18 protein-coding genes and 1 tRNA gene are annotated in these 18,419 nt (G+C 59.1%); 16 read left to right on the forward strand and 3 right to left on the reverse strand.

The features are described 5' to 3' along the window. The first annotated feature begins 91 nt into the window (after positions 1-91). From PR017_RS25010 to PR017_RS25025, 4 genes are all read left to right on the forward strand, one after another. Positions 92-667, forward strand: coding sequence for a TRAP transporter small permease (locus tag PR017_RS25010; protein WP_111221502.1), 576 nt, complete (start codon positions 92-94; stop codon positions 665-667). After that, positions 658-1,938 (forward strand): TRAP transporter large permease, encoded by a 1,281-nt coding sequence (locus tag PR017_RS25015; RefSeq protein WP_111221501.1) that lies wholly within the window; start codon positions 658-660, stop codon positions 1,936-1,938. The genes PR017_RS25010 and PR017_RS25015 overlap by 10 nt, the downstream gene beginning before the upstream one ends. A gap of 224 nt (positions 1,939-2,162) precedes the next feature. Continuing rightward, positions 2,163-2,238, forward strand: a tRNA-Val gene (locus PR017_RS25020). 174 nt (positions 2,239-2,412) lie between these two features. Further along, positions 2,413-3,390 (forward strand): acyltransferase family protein, encoded by a 978-nt coding sequence (locus PR017_RS25025; protein WP_161959364.1) that lies wholly within the window; start codon positions 2,413-2,415, stop codon positions 3,388-3,390. 105 nt (positions 3,391-3,495) lie between these two features. Here PR017_RS25025 and PR017_RS25030 read toward each other — a convergent pair whose 3' ends face one another. The 3 genes from PR017_RS25030 to PR017_RS25040 all read right to left on the reverse strand — a co-directional run bounded on the left by PR017_RS25030 (position 3,496) and on the right by PR017_RS25040 (position 7,148). Then, positions 3,496-4,281, reverse strand: a complete 786-nt coding sequence (locus tag PR017_RS25030) for a class I SAM-dependent methyltransferase (RefSeq protein ID WP_111221499.1) — start codon at positions 4,279-4,281, stop codon at positions 3,496-3,498. Positions 4,282-4,496: 215 nt separating this feature from the next. Further along, positions 4,497-5,597 (reverse strand): porin, encoded by a 1,101-nt coding sequence (locus tag PR017_RS25035; protein WP_111221498.1) that lies wholly within the window; start codon positions 5,595-5,597, stop codon positions 4,497-4,499. Positions 5,598-5,999: 402 nt separating this feature from the next. Next, the gene (locus tag PR017_RS25040) at positions 6,000-7,148 is read right to left on the reverse strand and encodes an ROK family transcriptional regulator (RefSeq protein WP_111221497.1); all 1,149 of its coding nucleotides are present in this window, start codon (positions 7,146-7,148) and stop codon (positions 6,000-6,002) included. Positions 7,149-7,285: 137 nt separating this feature from the next. Between PR017_RS25040 and PR017_RS25045 the strand changes: the two genes are divergently transcribed. From PR017_RS25045 to PR017_RS25100, 12 genes are all read left to right on the forward strand, one after another. Continuing rightward, positions 7,286-8,509 carry an extracellular solute-binding protein gene (locus tag PR017_RS25045; RefSeq protein ID WP_111221496.1) on the forward strand — a complete coding sequence of 408 codons (1,224 nt, stop codon included), beginning with the start codon at positions 7,286-7,288 and terminating at the stop codon, positions 8,507-8,509. A gap of 99 nt (positions 8,510-8,608) precedes the next feature. Continuing rightward, entirely contained in the window at positions 8,609-9,649 is a 1,041-nt protein-coding gene (locus PR017_RS25050) for an ABC transporter ATP-binding protein (protein WP_111221495.1), read from the forward strand. Beyond that, entirely contained in the window at positions 9,646-10,506 is an 861-nt protein-coding gene (locus PR017_RS25055; protein ID WP_161959363.1) for an ABC transporter permease, read from the forward strand. The genes PR017_RS25050 and PR017_RS25055 overlap by 4 nt, the downstream gene beginning before the upstream one ends. After that, on the forward strand, positions 10,503-11,366 hold the full coding sequence (locus PR017_RS25060) for an ABC transporter permease (protein ID WP_111221493.1): 864 nt from the start codon (positions 10,503-10,505) through the stop codon (positions 11,364-11,366). Before PR017_RS25055 ends, PR017_RS25060 begins: the two co-directional genes overlap by 4 nt. A gap of 29 nt (positions 11,367-11,395) precedes the next feature. Beyond that, positions 11,396-12,283 carry a glycerophosphodiester phosphodiesterase family protein gene (locus tag PR017_RS25065; protein WP_240539086.1) on the forward strand — a complete coding sequence of 296 codons (888 nt, stop codon included), beginning with the start codon at positions 11,396-11,398 and terminating at the stop codon, positions 12,281-12,283. 142 nt (positions 12,284-12,425) lie between these two features. Continuing rightward, complete coding sequence (locus PR017_RS25070; protein WP_111221492.1) at positions 12,426-12,926, forward strand: NUDIX hydrolase; 501 nt, start codon at positions 12,426-12,428, stop codon at positions 12,924-12,926. A 307-nt stretch (positions 12,927-13,233) separates the two neighbouring features. Beyond that, positions 13,234-14,133, forward strand: a complete 900-nt coding sequence (locus tag PR017_RS25075; RefSeq protein WP_111221590.1) for a homocysteine S-methyltransferase family protein — start codon at positions 13,234-13,236, stop codon at positions 14,131-14,133. 275 nt (positions 14,134-14,408) lie between these two features. Beyond that, a complete protein-coding gene (locus PR017_RS25080; RefSeq protein WP_240539077.1) occupies positions 14,409-15,260 on the forward strand; it encodes a formate/nitrite transporter family protein in 852 nt (283 codons plus the stop codon). Between the two features lie 169 nt (positions 15,261-15,429). Further along, positions 15,430-16,980, forward strand: a complete 1,551-nt coding sequence (locus PR017_RS25085; RefSeq protein ID WP_111221491.1) for a helix-turn-helix transcriptional regulator — start codon at positions 15,430-15,432, stop codon at positions 16,978-16,980. Positions 16,981-17,099: 119 nt separating this feature from the next. Beyond that, complete coding sequence (locus PR017_RS25090) at positions 17,100-17,279, forward strand: CsbD family protein (protein ID WP_111221490.1); 180 nt, start codon at positions 17,100-17,102, stop codon at positions 17,277-17,279. Between the two features lie 83 nt (positions 17,280-17,362). Next, positions 17,363-17,626 carry a BON domain-containing protein gene (locus PR017_RS25095; RefSeq protein WP_111221489.1) on the forward strand — a complete coding sequence of 88 codons (264 nt, stop codon included), beginning with the start codon at positions 17,363-17,365 and terminating at the stop codon, positions 17,624-17,626. Between the two features lie 84 nt (positions 17,627-17,710). After that, positions 17,711-18,229, forward strand: a complete 519-nt coding sequence (locus PR017_RS25100; protein WP_111221488.1) for a DUF992 domain-containing protein — start codon at positions 17,711-17,713, stop codon at positions 18,227-18,229. Positions 18,230-18,419 lie beyond the last annotated feature (190 nt).

The raw sequence follows: 18,419 nt of genomic DNA on the forward strand, positions 1-18,419 counted from the left end.
TGCCGGCGCGTGACAGCGCGCCGGCCTGACCACTGCGTGGCGGTGACGCCTATCCATTCCGCCTGACGATCATCATCCGAGGAGACCGCCCATGGCTGCGCATCCGCATGCACCGCCCATCGACCCCGTGCGTTCCGAGACGATCCGGACGACCGTCAATACGACCGGCCCACTTGGCCGCTTCTTCGCCTTTAACGCCTGGCTTTCGCGGATCTGCCTGAAATTCGCGGTGCTCGGTACGTTGCTGATCGTCGCGGCCGTCCTCTACCAGATCTTCGGTCGCTACGTGCTGAACGACTCGCCGGCCTGGACGGAGATCTTCGCGCTGGTCGTCATTCTCTACGTCACCTGCTTTGCGGCGGCCGTCGGCGTGCGCGACGGGCGGCATATCGGCATGGATTCGCTGCTCAATCTGGCGCCCGAGCCATTTCGGATGGCTGCAGAGATCATCGTCTATCTCGGCATGATCGTATTCGGCCTGTCGATGGCCTACAGCGGCGCCGAGCTTGCGGTGGAAATGGCACCTTACATCAATGCCGGCCTGCCGATTTCGCAGGCTTGGAGCTATGTGCCGCTGGCCGCAGGCGGCCTGCTGATCGCCCTATTCGCCGTCGAACGCATCATCGCCGCCATCCTGAAAATCAAGGTAATCCCCTCATGGCATTGATCATTCTCTGCGCGACCTTCGTCGTAGGCCTGATACTCGGCATGCCCGTGGTCTTTGCCATCGGCCTCTCCTCAATTGCCACCGTGCTCTACGAAGGTCTGCCACTGGCCGTCGTCTTCCAGCGCATGGCGTCGGGCATGGGGACATTCTCCTTCCTGACGATCCCTTTCTTCATCTTTACCGGTGAGTTGATGATGTATGGCGGCATTGCCGACCGCATCATCCGCGCCTCGAAGGCGATGGTCGGCCATGTCAGGGGCGGCCTCGGCATGACCAATGTCGTTGCCTGCACGATGTTCGGGGGTGTTTCCGGATCGCCGGTCGCCGACGTCTCCGCCATGGGCTCGGCACTCATTCCGCTGATGAAGCGCGAAGGCATCGATGCCGATTATGCGGTCAACGTCACCACCTATTCTTCTCTCGTCGGCGCCCTCATGCCGACAAGCCACAACATGATCATCTATTCGCTGGCTGCCGGCGGCCTCGTCTCGATGAATTCGCTGATCATGGCCGGCGCTGTTCCCGCCCTGATCCTCACCATCGCCAACCTGATGACTGCCTATTTCGTGGCGCGGTCGCGCGGATATCCCAAGGGCGCCTTCCCCGGCTGGACCGAAGTCTGGCGAAGCCTTGCGGCAGCCGTGCCCGGCCTCTTCATCATCGTCATCATCGTCGGCGGCATCCTTTCGGGCGTCTTTACCGCCGCAGAAGCTGGCGCCGTCGCCGTACTCTATGCCCTTTTGTTGACGGTGTTCGTCTATCGCACGTTGTCCTACGAGAGCTTCCTGAAGGCGGTGGCCAAGGCGACGAAAACCACGGGCGTGGTACTGCTGCTGATCGGCATTTCGACCATGTTCGGCTACCTCATGAGCATCTACGGCGTTGCCGACATGGCCGGCGATGCGCTCAGCCACGTCAGCACGCAGCCCTGGGTGATCTTCATCCTCGTTAACATCGCGCTGTTCGTCTTCGGCATCTTTCTCGACATGGCAGCCCATATCCTCGTGTGCACGCCGATCTTCCTGCCGATCGTCACCCATTACGGCATGGATCCCGTCCAGTTCGGCATCATCGTGCTTTTGAACTCGACCATCGGCCTCAACACACCACCGGTTGGCGCGGCATTCTACCTCGGCTGCGCCATCGGCGAAGTGCCGGTCAGCAAGGTGGTAAAGTCGATCTGGCCATTCATGCTGGCACTCTGGGTGACGCTGATGATCGTCACGCTGGTGCCGGAAACTTCCATGCTGGTACAGGATCTCTTCCGGTAAACCGGACCCGCCATAACCACAGGATCCCCGGATCGGGGACCTGTCCTTTTGACCCGGTGAGTGGCGATAAACGGTCGCCACGACAGGCGACTACAGTTGCGACCGGCCGCCCTCATGGCCTAAAAAAACCCGAGAATTATGCACATTCGCTCTTGCAGATTTTTTTCGCAAAGACTAGAAAGCGGCCACCGAACGCAGCCGGAAAATTCCCCGGCGAATGCGACGGGCGATTAGCTCAGTTGGTAGAGCGCCTCGTTTACACCGAGGATGTCGGCGGTTCGAGTCCGTCATCGCCCACCATTATCTGCTTTACTTGCTAATCCGTTCGACCTGAAACTTCCCATCCACACCTTCCGTTGACAACGACATGCTGCATCGCACCATCGTCTGGTTGTCAGAGTGATGTCGAGCACAATGTGGTCACGTCACGGGGCTATCGGTCGTTTTTGAGAGCAACCGTACCTGGATATCATTTTGAAAAAATTGCGTTCCGTACAGAGCCTGAGGGCAATTGCTGCCCTTCTTGTCCTTTTCTATCATCTGAGCGACGGCGCTTTTGATGCTGGTGGAGCCGGCATCGACATTTTCTTTCTGATCTCGGGCTTCATCATGGGCACCGTCGGGACGCGCGAGACGCCGCGTGTTTTCTTGGCCAGAAGATTGCTGAGGATAGCCCCGCTCTACTGGCTCGTCACCTTTGCTGTCTGCGGCGCATCGGTCCTTGGCCTGCTGTCAAACTTCTCGTTCGATGCCCGGCGGATCATCCTGTCGATGCTGTTCATTCCGCATTTCGACCCAGGCGGTCACATCTGGCCGCTGTTCGTGCCGGGTTGGACGCTGAACCTCGAGATGCTGTTTTATGCCGTCTTTGCGGCAGCACTTTTCACGACCCGCCCGATTATCGTCGCCTCGCTGCTGCTCTGCGCACTGGTCGCCCTCAGCCTTTACGACTGGCAGGCGCCCGCTATGATCCAGTGGACCACGCCGATGCTGCTGGAGTTTGTCCTCGGTCTCGGCATTTCACAGTTACGCAAACCCATCCCTGCGGGCGTCGCACTGATGGGCCTCGCCGGCAGCGTCGTCCTGCTGACGGCAACAGCCTTTGCCGACATCGACATGACGCCCTACCGCGTTGTCGTCTGGGGACTGCCCGCCGGACTGCTGCTTGCCAGCTGCATTGCGCTCGAGGATTGCGGGCGCTGGCCCACGCGCCTGCTTTCGCCCCTGGAGAAACTCGGCGATGCGTCGTATTCACTCTATCTCACCCACGGCATCGTGCTCGCCGCCGTCCTCAAGTTCGACCGGCTGGGCCATCTGAACGCCATCGTTTCAATCGTCGCTGCCCTCGCCATCGCAGAGGTCTGTTACCTGCTGGTGGAACGCCCGATCAACCGCCTTGCCTCAAAATGCCGCTGGACGAAGCTCGAACAACCAAGATCGCAGGATTTGTAGCGAACGGCCCCTGCCGCGTCACCGCCATGCAAGAGTGTTCATCGCGAAACCGTAGGCCGATCCGGCGTGCTGATGCTTTCGTCCCAGGAGCGGTCAACGACGAGCTTACGGCTTTCGTGCTCTGATGTGGAGAAAGATTGGGGCAATGCGGGTGTCCGCGACGGATGAATGAGATTTGGCGACTTGCTCGGTTGCACGAGGTTCGCCGAAGGCCTCAATTTGTAACCCGGCTTCGACGATCATGGATACCCAGGTGGTCAGCGTTCGATGAAATCTCGGTATCTCGAATGGTCTCTCCATCACTCGCTGTTCGGCGGGAATCGCTGAGAAGATCCATCGCTCGATCTGGCGGTCCGGCTCTTCAAAATAGTCCGCGACCTGCACGGCGATGGGTTCGCCTGCTTCGTTGCGGATATTCTTCCGGGCTGGCGGTACGAAGCACGGGTGCAGAATCGAGAACTGGAAGAATCCACCCGGCTTCAATACCCTTTGCACCTCGGAGAAGACCGCTCGCTGATCTGCCATATCCATCATCGACATGAAGGCGACGACAAAGTCGAAGCTTGCGTCCGGAAAGCCTATCGTCAGGCCATCACCCAGCACGTAGTCGATCCCGATGGGATCCTGCTCTTCCGCCTCGCGGGCATGTCGGATGAAAGTTGGTGCAATATCGAGCCCGGTCAGGTGCGCGCCGAGCCGTGCGACCGCACGCGTGTTTGTCCCTTCGCCGCATCCCAGGTCCAGCCCTCTCAGATTGGCCACCGGAGGAAGCATCTGCAGGAAAGCCGGCGTATTGAGAACGTCGCGGTAGACATCATAACCAGCTCGGCTCAGCCGGGTCCAGGCTTCTGCATTGGCCTCCCAGCAGTTCGCAACTTCATTTGATTTCATTTTGCATCTCCGATCAGGTGAACCATCAAGGAACATCTCTGCGCGCTAAAAGCAGTTTTACCGTTCCATCTCGGCAATCGTATGAAAGCCATAAGCCGCTCAGCGAGCGCTGTTGGGCAGGATCAGAAAGTCGCAGACCTACTCTCGAAGCATGTTGGAGAAGCCTGGGCCAATGCCAGGCTTCTCCTTTTTGTCTCAGCGCGAGTATGGTCGTACTAGAAGCTGCGCTGCAGGCGCAAGATGCCAGCCCATTGCTGCTGATTGACAGAGTCGAACTTGGTATAGGTAACTTCCGGCTCGACCAGCAGGTCCTTGACCGGGTTCCACCGGACATTGGTTGTCACCTGAAGGATTTTCGAGTCGGTAACGGCGATCTGGCCATTCGCCTGCAGTTTTTCGTCGATCGGCAGAGTGACGCCGGTCCACAATGCCCAGTCGCCCCAGCCGCAAAGATCGGCATGGCCAGCCGGGCATGCCGATGGATCGAGGTTCGAGCCGGCATATTTGTTCAGTTTGCTACCATCCGTATTCCAACCGCCCATCAGAAACGCTTTAAAGATGCCGAAGTCCGCATCGACGCGCGCTTTGACGGCCCCCTCTTCGACAATGGCATCGTAACCACCAACAAAGCGGATCTGCCAGGCACCGGATTTGTAACCGACACCGGCAACGGCGTTCGGAATATATTCGTTGGTCTTGGACTGGACCCAGGCGCCGTTGTACGCGGACAGGTCCGCGCCAGAGTTCGTATCTTCCAGCGAAACGACAGCCGTGATGCCGTTTCCGGCATCGTAGTTGTAGGTGATCTGGTTGATTTCGGGCGGTCCGTCATAGACGATATCGTCGTTCATGACGTTGCCGGCGTAACCCATGTAGAGGTTGTAAGCCGAATCTATCTTGCCGATGGTAAAGCCAGCCAGACTGATATTGGCCCAAACCAGTTTATTGGTTGTCACGCCTTCCTGCCAGTCGAAGCGGTAGATGCTGTCGGTCTTCAGCGGGCCGTATTCGGTATCCGATGCGGTATCGATCGCGATCTGAGCGCGCGAGTGCCAAAGCGTTCCGTAGTCGCCGCCCGTTCCCGGGTTATACGGATTGTGCCACTTTCCCTCGGTCCGCACTGTGCCGCTGATCTTGAGGCAGGTTTCAGTGCCCGGAATGAAGAAATAGCCCGCACCATAGGCGTCGCAGAGACGAACATATTCAAGCTGTTCTGGCTCTGCAGCAATTGCTGCGTGAGCTGCATCGGCAGCGTGGGCAAGGGATATTGCAAAGAGCACGGACCCAAAGCCCAGAAGCGGTTTTACTATATTCACGTATCAACCCCCATAAATGTAGCAGACTAATAATGAGCCTGCCGACAAGTAAAAATGCGCGCCAGACAGATTTGCGCGGGGGGAGTGATTACAAACCAAGTCGCGAGCGCCAACGGCTATCGAATGCTTTTGGACGTTGACCGATCCGCAGAAACGGCAGCCGTTACACAGAAAATACGCCGACTTATTCAGTGATGCAATTTAGGTACAAAGCCATTCAAACACATCGCCTATTTGCAACGTGCGGCCCGGCCGGCGACGAGAAGCCGGGTGAATGGACGACAATTTATGGTCGCATGAGGCCGATCGATCATCAGATGGTTTCGAGTCTGGCCAGCCGGTTCCAGCGTTGAAGCCTCGATACATGGCGAGCGTCGGGATGTTCATGGCTTGAGATAGCCTCTAAATGAAATATCGGACTTTGAGCGGCAAGAGGGTGGCGCCGATGGCCGCTGCATCGCCAACGGTCTGGCTAAGGAAAAGTTTGGCTTCATGCGGTCCGATGTCGTAGCGGTGCTTGCGCGTCGAGGGCATGACGGCGCGTTCGATCATCATGTTTCCGAGCGCGCGGGGCAACTGGCCGCCGAGCACGATTGCCTGGGGGTCGATGACCGCAATCAGGCTTGCGATGAGCCGATTGAGTTGCGGCATCACTTCCGTCAGCCAGTCGCTCACGCCGGGCCATTCCGGATCGAACGTTTCGCAGAGCATCTCGACCGACGAGACATCAACGCCGTTCTCCAGCAACCTTTGCATGAGATACTGAAGCGCAGGCCGGCGCGCTGCCTCATCGGCGTTGTAGATGCCGCTCAATTCGCCAGCGTTTCCATAAAAACCATGGAATGGCTTGCCATCGAGGATGAGGCCGCCGCCGAACCCGTAGTTGAAAGAGAGATAGGCAAATGTCTGGCACCACAGACCGACGCCGCGAAGGCTCTCGCCGATCGCGCCCGTGGTTCCGTTATTTTCCAACCAGACGGGCAATCGGAATGCACTTTCCATGATCGGCTGAAGATCGATCAGCGACCACTGCCGCAATGGTTCCGGCGCATTGAAAATGTGGTTTTTCGAAACAAAGAAACCGGACATGGAAAAGCCGAGACCAATCAGCCGTTCGCGCGGAATTCCGTGCTTTAAAAGCAACGCGTCCAATGTTCCCGTCAGGGCGACCAGTGTTTCCGTGCGGTCATGCGGGACGATCGAAAGCTTCTCCTGGGCAACAACGCCACAGGCGAAGTCCGAGATGCACAAAACCGCCGAATCGGTATTGATAGATATCCCGATCGAAAAGACTGCGGTCTTAACCAGTTCAATCGTCGGGCTTGGCTGGCCGCGGCTGCCTCGTAGCGGTTTTCCGGTCTGGAGCAATCCGCGCTCAATCAGCCCCTCCACCAGCCGGTGAACCGATTGCTGGGTCAGGTTGGTGTGCGCGGTGATTGTCGCACGCGCGATCGGCCCGTGCCGTCTGACGATATCAAGTATCAATCGCTCATTCTCGCTGGCGAGAGGGCGACGATCGAGCTCAAAAGAAGCGTCCGTTGCTGGATTCATAGCCCCTGGATTAACGGGTAGGCTTACTATCTGCAACGGAGAGTATTGCTCTCAGGCACACTTCACGAGACTGTCATAAATATTACACCTAAGGTGTAGTATTTAACCCCATCTTCCAATGCGGCTGAGGGAAACCCATGTCACTGAAGTCCTGCGCGATTGCCTTGCTGGCGATATTTGCTTCGCCTTGCATGGCAGCAGATACGAATATGAAAAATCTCGACTTCGATCTGGCAAAGGTCACCCGCGACAATTTCTACGATATCGTTGTTCCCGCCGCGAAGGCCGAGGGTACGGTAACGATGTACAATTTCGCTGGCAGCTTCAGCGATACGTGGCAGGAACTGATCACCCGCTTCAAAGCCAAATATGGCATCAACGTCGAATATCACGACGTCAATGGCGAGCAGGCCAACCAGCAACTCATTGTCGTTCAGCAGGCCGGGCAGGATGCGCCGGTGGATGCCTATTTCACGGGAGGGGGAGGCTTTCCGCTTCTCTCTTCGAAAGGCGTGATAGGCAATATTGCGCTGACCAAGATCTTGCCGAATATGAGCAGCTACGACCCTACGCTTGCCGACACCGTGTTCGGCAAGCCGCACGGCGGCAGCTTTCCGTTGGTTCACCTCAATCAGACGGCGATCGGCTATGACGGCGCTTTCGTCAAGCCGGAGGAAGTCCCGAAGAATTTCGATGATCTGCTCGTGTGGGCCGAGAAGCATCCAAAGCGTCTTGGCGTCACCCTTCCATCCAAGGGTGGATCCGGCAGCGGGTTCATCTACTCGGTGGCGCTCAGCTACCTCACCGGTGATTGCCGCAAGCAACTGACCAACTATGCCCAGACCGCGCAGGAAGCCGAAGATTGGGCCATGAAATCTGATTGTCTCGATCCGGTGTGGAGCTACTACCGCCGCCTCCTGTCCGTCGCCGAACTCACCAATGGCAATGCCGACACGCTCAATCTGATCAATAATCAGCAATTGTACATGGGCACGGTCTGGGAAGACCAGGTCATCACCTTCCTGTCGACGAAACAACTGCCTGACACCTTTCGTGTTACCTTGCTGGAAAAGGGCCAAGTCGGCTCAGGCGACGCTATGATCGTGCCGGCCAACGCCAAGCATGTGGCGGCAGCCCTGCTGCTGATCGACATGGCGATGAGCAAGGAATTCCAGATTTGGAAATTGGAAAACAAGGCCTCGCGGTCGCCCCGTACCGACGTGACGGACAAGCTGATTTTCCCCTCCGCTCAGACCCACATGCTGCCGGCCAGCGTCTATCCGCGCCTCTCGGTGCCAGCCTTCTGGGACATGTCGACCGCGCTCGGTGAGGCGCTGGACGAAAAAGTGCTCAACCAGTAGCTGCCAGCCGACGCGAGCTATCGCAGGTCGGCCTATGAGCCCTGCCGTGATCGCCGTCGGCCAAGGACCATCAGTGCCCCTCTGCCGGAGTAGATAGCCATGAGCGAACTCGAAATCACCGATATTTCCAAGGACTACGGCCTTAGCCGTGCGCTGCATCCGGTTTCGATCAACGTCGAGCGGGGCGAATTCGTGACCATTCTCGGACCTTCGGGATGCGGGAAGTCGACGCTCCTTCGCATTCTGACGGGCATCACGACGCAGAGCGGCGGAGAAATTCGACTGGCAGGGCGGCGGATCGATACAGCGCCGCCGGAAGCCCGCGACATCGCCATGGTCTTTCAGTCCTACGCGCTGTTTCCCCACATGTCCGTGGCAAAAAATCTCGGTTTCGGGCTCAGGATGAAAAAGGTGGCGCCAGTGGAGCGCGAGCGCCGCATTGCCCATGCGCTTGAGATCTGCAATCTGACCGGACTTGTCGACCGCATGCCGCGTCAGCTTTCGGGCGGGCAGCAGCAGCGCGTTGCTCTGGCAAGGGCCATAGTCATGCAGCCCGGCTTGCTGCTGTTCGATGAGCCGTTGTCGAACCTCGACGCCAAACTGCGCGAAGTGCTGCGCCACGAACTGGTCGAACTCCACAGGCGCATCGGCACCACCAGCCTCTATGTCACCCACGATCAGGCCGAAGCGATGGCGATGTCGGACCGCATCGTCGTCATGAACGAAGGCCGGGTGGTGGAGATTGGCACGCCGCTTGATCTCTACCGCTCGCCGAAGCATGCCTTTACCGCAGGCTTCCTCGGCCAGACCAACATCATCGCCGTCGATGCCGATGGCAGACATGCGCGGCTTCCCTGGGGGCAGTCGGTGTTGCTCGATTCCGCGTTCGCGGGCGCCGCCCAGATTTCCGTGCGACCGGAAAATATCGAAATCATTGTCGACGCAGAGGGACCCGGCACTGTCACCTCCCTCTCCTTCCTGGGTGCCAGCGCGCTCTACACCATCTCGATCGCCGGCCATGTGATCAAGGTCAGCAAGGCTGGTGCCGACAATCTGATCGAGGTCGGCAGCAGCGTCGCGCTCGATCTTCCCGACGTCGCCCATCGTCTCGACGACCGGCCAGCAAGGGAAGCGGCATGATGGGCGTTCTTCTTCGAGACCGGCGCTTTTTCGTGCCGCTGTTGCTAGCGCCGGGCGTTGGCTATTTGCTGCTGTTCTTTGGCGGGCCGCTGTTTTCTACCTTTGTTGGCAGCTTTCTCAATGACGACGGCGCTTTGACATTGCAGTGGTACGTGCGGATATTTACGAGGCCATCCATGCTGCGCGGCCTCAAGACCTCGATCTATTACGGCGTCGCGCCCGTTATCGTTTCCATTCTCGTGTCGGTGCCACTCGCCCTTTTGATCCGCAGGAGCTTTCTCGGACGCAAGCTTTTCAGCGGCCTGTACAAACTTCCCATGGCGGTGCCCGGCATTATTGTCGGGCTGATGGTCATCGTGATGTTCGAACGCGGCGGATTTGTCGCTCGTGTGATCGCACCTTTCGGCCTCGCCCTTCCTAAGCTGGTGCGCGACGACTGGGGTGTTGGCGTCATTCTGGCCAGTGTCTGGAAACAGATTCCGTTCATGACCTTGATCATCACCAGCGCGTTCGCGGCCATTCCCGACGACATCCGCTTTGCATCGCGAACCCTCGGCGCATCGCAGATCAAGACGTTCCTGTTTATCGAGGTGCCGCTTGCCATGCCTGGCATCACAGCTGCAATACTTCTGACCTTCATCGGCTCGATGGGCTCATATGCGATTCCCGATATCGTCGGTCCGCCCGTCGCCCGGCCATTGTCGGTGCTGATGGTCAACGAGTTCAAGCAGGGACGCTTCCCGCAGGTCTATGCGATGGGCATGTTGCTGAGCCTCTTCGCGGTTCTGGTCCTGATGGCCTATTACGCGCTGACCGACCGTATCGGTGCCGGAAATGCGAAGGGAGTCCAGCAATGACGCTCTCCATTGCCGCCGCAGCACCACCGCGCCGTCGCCGCTACTTCACGGCGGAAGATCGTCTCCCGGTGGCGATCGGCCTATACGGCGTCCTTTTTCTTGCCATTGCGCTCCCGCTGGCACTGATGTTCCTCTGGAGCGTTGCGGATGGGTGGCAGCCGCCGCTTGTCGTGCCGCAGAACTATACCGCAAGCCGCTGGGCGGTCATATTGTCTGATCCGGGCCTCCTGCGAGCAGCCTTCAACAGCATCCTGATTGCCGTGGTCGTAACATCGGCAACGGCCGTCATAGCGCTCCCCACGGCTTGGGCAATGGCCCGCTTTCCATTCCGCCTCAAGCGGGTGGTGGAGGTCTTCATTCTTGCGCCGATCATCATTCCCGGCCTCGTCGTGGCGATCGGCATCGGGAAGCTATTTATGACGCTCGGGCTCGCTTACTCTATCTTGGGCGTGGTCCTCGTGCAGATCGTCGGCACCTTGCCGCTGATGATCCGGCTGATGACCGCAACGCTCGAAACCATCCCGGACGACATGATCCATGCCGCACGCTCGCTTGGCGCGGGCACTGCCGGCATCGTTGCCCACATCATACTGCCGCTTGCCGTGCCCGGGCTTCTCGCCGGTGGACTGATGTCGTTCATCGGTAGTTTCGAGGAATTCGACAAGTCCTTCATCGTCGGCGCACCCGTCGTCGAGACGCTGCCGATCAAGCTCTACATGTATCTCGATCCCTATTCGATACAGCTCCCGCTGGCCTCGATCATCTCTTTCATCCTCCTCCTTCCCGCGCTCATCGTCTTCATCATTGCCGGCCGCATCCTGCGCGACGACCTGATGGCAGCGGGCATGGGCAAGATCTGATGCGTCCAACCTTTCGAAAGTCGAAGACCATGCAACACGCGCCTGCCACTGACCGTATTCCTGCTTTCAACGGCGACATCCTCGAGATGACGACGCGCGACAACCCCGCGATGCTCACCATCGCGCATCGCGGCGTTTGGAAGACGACGGCGGAAAACTCGCTTGCCTCCATTCGTGCTGCAATAGCGCTTGGTGTCGAGATGGTGGAAATCGACACCCAATCGACCGCCGACGGTGTGCTTGTGGTCATTCATGACGAAACTCTCGATCGAACGACGACGGCAACGGGGAAAGTCGGCGACATCCCGTTTTCATCCGTGCGGCGCGCCATGCTGCGCGCCGGTGCCGGTGGAGCGCATGCTGCCGCCACCGACGAGTGCGTGCCCACCCTTGCAGAAATGCTCGAAGAAGCGCGCGGACGCGTTGCCATCAACATCGATACGAAGTTCATCCATGATCTGCCGCTAGTCATGAATACGGTGCTCAGGCTCGGAATGGAGAGACAGGTGCTGGTGAAGACGGATATCGATCCGACGGCGGACCGTTTCGCGCTCATCGACCAGGACTGGTTCGGGCGTATACCGCATATGCCGATGTTCCAGGTGCGCCCGAACGGCAAATTTGCAGATGATCTTCGCCGTATCGAACCGCTTCGCGCGCCGATGATCGAAGTGAAGTTTTCGGACATCGCGGATCTCGCCGCAGGTCGCGAAGAACTGGAGCGCCAGAACATCCGGCTGTGGATCAACACGCTCGATGTCTCCCATTGCCTCGCCTACAACGACACACGGGCGCTAAGCGACCCAAGTCTGGTCTGGGGAGCTCTGAAAGAGGCCGGTGTCGGCGCAATCCAGACAGACGAAGTCGAGGCATTCAAGACTTGGTTGAAAAGCGATGCCACGCAAGGGCTCGCATGATGGCAATCGTGGACGGAGGCCTTGCTGGTACCTTGACCCTTGTGATCATGGCAACCGTTGTAAAGCACAGGCACCGCCACTTCGTCGCAACCGGCAATCTGATGGTTGCTGAAACAGTCCTTCTCGGTGAGTTGCCGCGCAAATGCTAAATGAGAAGAAAAAACGCCGAAGATGCGCGCAGCGATCGTCGCCCACGGACAAGCAATATGCTGCACTTTGCTTCAGACTTGTGCCCGGCTGGGAAGAGCCAGTACAGGTTCTGCTGATTACGAGCCGTAATTCTGGCCGCTGGATTATTCCGAAAGGCTGGGGCTTTGCCAAGAAAAAACCTCACGAGGTCGTCCAGCGTGAGGCATGGCACGAAGCCGGGGTACGAGGGCGCGTCCGCAAGAAGCCTTGCGGCTACTACACCTACAAGAAAAAGCTGAGTGAGGAGGAAAGCGTCCTGACCGTTGTTCAGGTCCATCTGCTCAACGTTCTCGAACTCGACAGCGAGTTCCCTCAAAAGGATGAACGGGAACTTCGCTGGTTCTCACCCGGCGCAGCCGCAGCAGTCGTCCACGAGCCCGATTTGAAATGCCTGATTTCAAGCGTGCGAGAGTTGGCAAACCATTTCATGTGCCCAAAGCCTGATACCTGGTAGTTTGTTGCACAACTTCGAGGTCCGCACCTGAATGCGACGCCCACATCTATACTGAGGGCAATGCGCGCGCGGCCCCTGCTTCTCGGTGACACTGACGCCCGGCTGGAAGCAGATCGCGGCTTTCACGCCAGCCCCGTCGTCGGCGGTCGCACGTTGCGGAAAACCAGCGCTTCTTCGACACCGTGAGGCAGGGAACCCGGAGAACGCCGAAAAAGCTGTTGGCGATCATATCGCGGACTTGATATCGGACGCCATCGGCGGCTTCCATGAACTTCGGTCAAATAACACCCAACAACAGAAAGACATCATGGCTGATATCACGATCCTCGACGGTGGAATGGGGCGCGAACTCGAGCGCATCGGCGCTCCCTTCCGTCAGCCTGAGTGGTCTGCGTTGGCGCTGATGGAGGCGCCTGAAATGGTCCGAGAGGTCCACGACGGCTATATCCGCGCGGGTGCCAAGGTCATCACCACCAACAGCTATGCCATCGTCCCCTTTCACATCGGCGAAGCGCGCTTTCGCGAGCGCGGTGTGGAGCTTGCCGCATTGGCGGGACGGCTGGCACGCGAGGCGGCGGACGGCAAAGATGTGAAGGTGGCAGGTTCGCTGCCGCCTGTCTTCGGCTCCTACCAGCCTGAGCTCTTCAACGCCGAACTGGCGGCCGACTATCTCGGCGTCCTCGTTCGCGGCATGTCTCCCTACGTGGATTTCTGGCTCGCGGAAACGCAAAGCAGCCTGGAAGAGGCCACCGCTGCCGCAGCTTCGGTTCGCGAGACAGGCAAGCCGCTCTGGCTCTCGTTCACGCTTCGTGACGACATTCCGTCCGAAGAGACGAGTGAACCGCAACTCCGGTCGCATCAGCCTGTCGCAGACGCCGCTCGCCTCGCCGCCGCGCTCGGAGCCGAGGCTCTGCTGTTCAATTGCTCGATGCCGGAAGTGATGGCTGCCGCACTCACGGCCGCGCGTGCCGCAGTGCCCTCGCTTGCCCTGGGCGTCTATGCAAACGCTTTTGGCTCTCAGGATGAAGACGGCGCGGCCAACGAGGTCATTTCTGCGGTCAGGACTGACCTCGACGCGCAATCTTACTGCCAATGGGGCAACCAATGGGTTGAAGCAGGCGCGACGATCATCGGCGGCTGCTGCGGCATAGGAACAGATCATATCCACCACCTGACTAATCATTTGGTCTGTGAAGCACCACGTTAGATCTAACGGTGGCTCTGACCGTAGGAGAAGTTGGAGCTGCATATTACAAAGTTTTGGGCCGGCTGTTGCTTCTCCAATCACGTCCATGAACTCCGCGCACAGCGAAATCAGTCAGGCGCTGATTGGGCAGAATATGGTTTGTTATTTCCATTTAGGGAAAGCGCCATAACTAGGTGGGTCCAGCATCGTAGGCGTGACTGGCTGGATGATCTGGAATATCCTTCCTGCTCGACGCGCGTCCAACCAGCGCCTGCACCACGCATCAGGAGATTTGTTTGCCGCACGATAACCAGAATGGGACTGCCAGCGAGGGTGCGCCTTCCCGGGAAATTTCAGAAGATGACAAGCGGGCGGTTTCGGAGCGGACGTCGGGATCGGCCAAGGTCGTCCACGAGGTGATCCGGCTGCAGGGCGACGAGGAACTCGCCCGGCCGATCGTCTCGCTGCTGTTCTCCGGTTTTGCGGCCGGCGTGGCGATCAGCATCTCGCCGCTGGCGGAAGCGTTCATTCGCTTGCGACTGCCGGACGCACCGTGGCGTGAACTGGTCGTTGCACTCGGCTACACCGTGGGCTTCGTCATCGTCATCCTCGGCAAGCTCCAGCTTTTCACGGAAACGACGGTGACTGCGGTCCTGCCGCTGGCCACGCACCCGACAGTTCGCAATCTCGGCCGACTGCTCCGGCTGTGGGCGGCGGTTTTCATTGCCAACATGGTGGGCACGTTCTTCGTGGCAGCCCTTGTCGCTTGGCAGATCATCGTCGGCCCCGAGCAATTGGCAGCGGCCCTGGATATCTCGAAAACTGCTCTACAGCATGATTTCGTGACGACGCTGCTCCTCGCTACCCCTGCCGGGTTCCTAGTGGCTTCGATCGCCTGGATCCTGCCCAATGCAAGGGGCAGCGAGTTCTGGGTAATCCTACTCATCACCTACGTCATTGCAATCGGCGGGTTCAGCCATGTCGTGGCAGGCTCGGGCGAGGCATGGCTGCTGTTCCTGAGCGGTCAGACGACGTTCGGTAATGCTGCCGGCGGTTTCATCCTGCCGGCGCTGATCGGCAACATCATCGGCGGTACAGGCCTCTTTGCGGTGGTGGCCCACGGCCAGGTTCGCGACGAAATCACGTAAGCGGTATCATCGGCGTGGACAGCGTGCGTGCCCCCTCGTGCCGGACCTATTGCAATCCGGCCGCGCGAAATTTCGATCCGCGTGCAGCATCAGCGCGCGGATCGCGTCGTGCCTATTTCCTCGCGAAGAAAAGTGCCTACATGCCCAGACTTCCAACGAGGAGGTTGATATGGCCGAAGTTGCGGCGCCCAGGGTAAATCGCTCCATTCTCCAGGAACTCATCGCCGGGCTGAGCGACGGCATCATCCTTGTCGATCCCGACGGCTCGATCGCCTGGGCCAATTTAGCGGCGTTGAAGATGCACCGGGTCGAGGTGGTGGAGGAACTTGGCGAGGATGCAAAGGGCTACCGCCGCAATTTCACGCTGCGGTACCGAAACAACCATCCCCTGGAAGAAGGACAATATCCGATCGAGCGCCTGCTCGCGGGCGAGACGGTCGACGACGTGACGGTGGAACTCTCGCCGTCTTCGGACCTCGACCTCGTCTGGGTGCATACCGTGCGCAGCCTGGCGATCTCGGATGGTGGCGACAAGCCGGATGTCCTCGTGCTGATCATGCGAGACGAGACACCACGCTTCGAAGCCGAGGAAAGGTTCGAGCGGGCGTTCAACGCCAACCCGGCGCCCGGCCTGATCTGCCGTCTCGACGATCACCGCTTCATCCGCGTCAACCAGGGCTTCCTGGAGATGACCGGCTTTGCCAAGGAAGATGTCGTCGGCAAGAGCGTCGAGGCCCTCGGTCTGTTTTCCAACTGCGAAACCGGCGAAGATGCATTGACGAAGCTGGACGAGGGCCGCGTCATTCGCCACCGCGAGGCCCTGGTGCCATTGCCCGATGGTGGCGACCGGCTGGTGATCGTCGCCGGAGAGCCGATTTCGGTGGTCGAAGAACCCTGCATGCTGTTCACCTTTGCCGATCTGGACGGTCGCAGAAAGGCTCAGAATGCGCTGCGGCAAAGCGAGGAGCGGTTCTCGAAATCCTTCCGGCTGTCGCCTGCGCCAGCGGCCATTTCCCGGCTCGACGACTTCGTCTTCATGGAGGCCAACGACGCCTTTCTGCAGATTTCCGGATATGCTGCCGGCGAGGTCGTCGGGCGGACGGCCGGCGAACTGCATCTCTGGGAGGACGTCGCCGCGCGCCGGACAATCGAGCAGAAGCTGCGCGACAATACCATCATTCGAAACGAGCCGATGCAGATGAAACAGAAGGCCGGGGGCGCCGCGGAATGTCTGGTCTCTGCCGAGCGGGTGGAAATCAACGACCAGCAATGCGTCATCTGGGCCCTGCAGGATGTGACGGAGCGACGGCGCAGCGAGGCCGAACTCGTCGAGGCCATCGAAAGCGTCATGGCGGATACGTCCTGGTTCAGCCGTTCGATCGTCGACCGTCTTGCCACCCTCAAGCACAGTTCGACCGGCCGCGCGCCGACGGCGCAACTGTTCGAGCTGAGTGACCGCGAGCGGGAGATCCTGGGGCTGATCTGCAGCGGCCACAGCGATCAGGAGATGGGAGAACGCCTGCACCTGTCGAAGAATACGATCCGAAACCACGTTGCCTCGCTCTACGCCAAGATCGGCGTCAACCGCCGGGCGGCAGCGGTCATCTGGGCAAGGGAACGGGGCTTTACGGGTTTGCCCGAGGGCCAGGGCAAATCTCCCAAGTCCAACGTTGCGATCCCAGCCAAAAAAAATACCAAATTGACGAAAAAAGGTCACTAGCTACTAGCGGGATTGGTATTTTCCAATCTGCAAGACGCCTGTTTCGAGCGCTATCTCCATTCGCATGACGCCGGCCATACCGGGGTCAGGATAAACTACACGAATGAAAGGATAGTACGATGGACAAGAACCGTATCGAAGGCGCCGCAAAGGAACTCAAGGGCACGATCAAGGAAACTGTTGGAAAGCTGACCGGCAACGAGCGGCTGGAAGCAGAAGGCAAGGTCGACAAGGCTGCAGGCGAAGTGCAAAGCACCGTTGGCAAGGGCAAGGACGCCGTCAAGGACGCGCTCAAGTAACCGACCGCCACTCCACCGAACCGAGACGATCATTTGGCTCGCCAGATCTGGCGAGCCGAAAATCCCATGGAGGCGAGTTCAAGATGATGTTTTTGCCCTACCCCGCCTTGGCCACCAGTGCATCCAGCGACTGCTCTACCCGGATCGCAATCGAGTGCCTGCTTGCCTATACCTTCGGCCACGAAGACTGCGAGATCGAAGTCGAGGTCTCGAACGGATGCGTCACCCTCAGCGGCCGTGCACATTCGGAGACTGCGGCAGCCAGAGCGGTCGAGGTTGCGGCTGAGTTCACGCACAAGGCGGTGCACAGCACCATCGAGATCGCCCCGGGCGAACCTGCGCCCTGAACACCGAATTCTCAGCAAACAACATGAAATCTCACAGCCTCGCTTCGTGCGGGTGCTGAACGAGATCTGAAAAGGATCAATTACATGAAGAAAGCATTCATCCTCGCCATGGCGGGCAGCCTTGCCCTGTGCTCCACAGCCTCGGCCACTAGCCCGCACCATCATCGCAAGCACCCGGCAAAGCAGGTTGTAACGCAACCGAAGGAACGTCTCGGCACCCTCTCCTGCGAAGTGGCAGGCGGCATCGGCTTGCTGATCGGCTCGAGCAAGGCAGTCACCTGCCAGTTCAAGCAGCGCACCGGCGAGGTCGAGCGCTACACCGGGACGATCGGCAAGCTCGGTCTCGATGTCGGCATCACCGGCAAGTCCTACCTCAGCTGGATTGTCGTCAATACGGCACCGACGAGCGTCGGACAGGGTAGCCTCGCCGGCACCTATGTCGGAGCTTCGGCAAGTGCTTCAGTCGGCCTTGGTCTCGGCGCCAATGCACTGGTCGGCGGCAACTCCAAGAACTTCGGCCTGCAGCCCCTCAGTGCGGAAGTCGGAACCGGCCTGAACGTCGCCGCCGGCGTCTCGCGACTGCAGCTGCGCCCTGCAAGATAGGGCCCCCTTGCCTTCACCAAATCCGAAAACAGGGCCTCGCGGCCCTGTTTTCCAATTCGATCATGTCACAGGTCCTCGCAACCGGCGCGATTTTGACCGTCGTCGGATTTTCCCCGCCGTACGAACGGCTTAACCCGCCGCAGGAAATTTAGGCGAGCCGTGCAAATTCCCGACCTCCGCTTTGAGCGTG

The organism is Rhizobium tumorigenes, from assembly GCF_003240565.2.
GTDB lineage: Bacteria > Pseudomonadota > Alphaproteobacteria > Rhizobiales > Rhizobiaceae > Rhizobium > Rhizobium tumorigenes.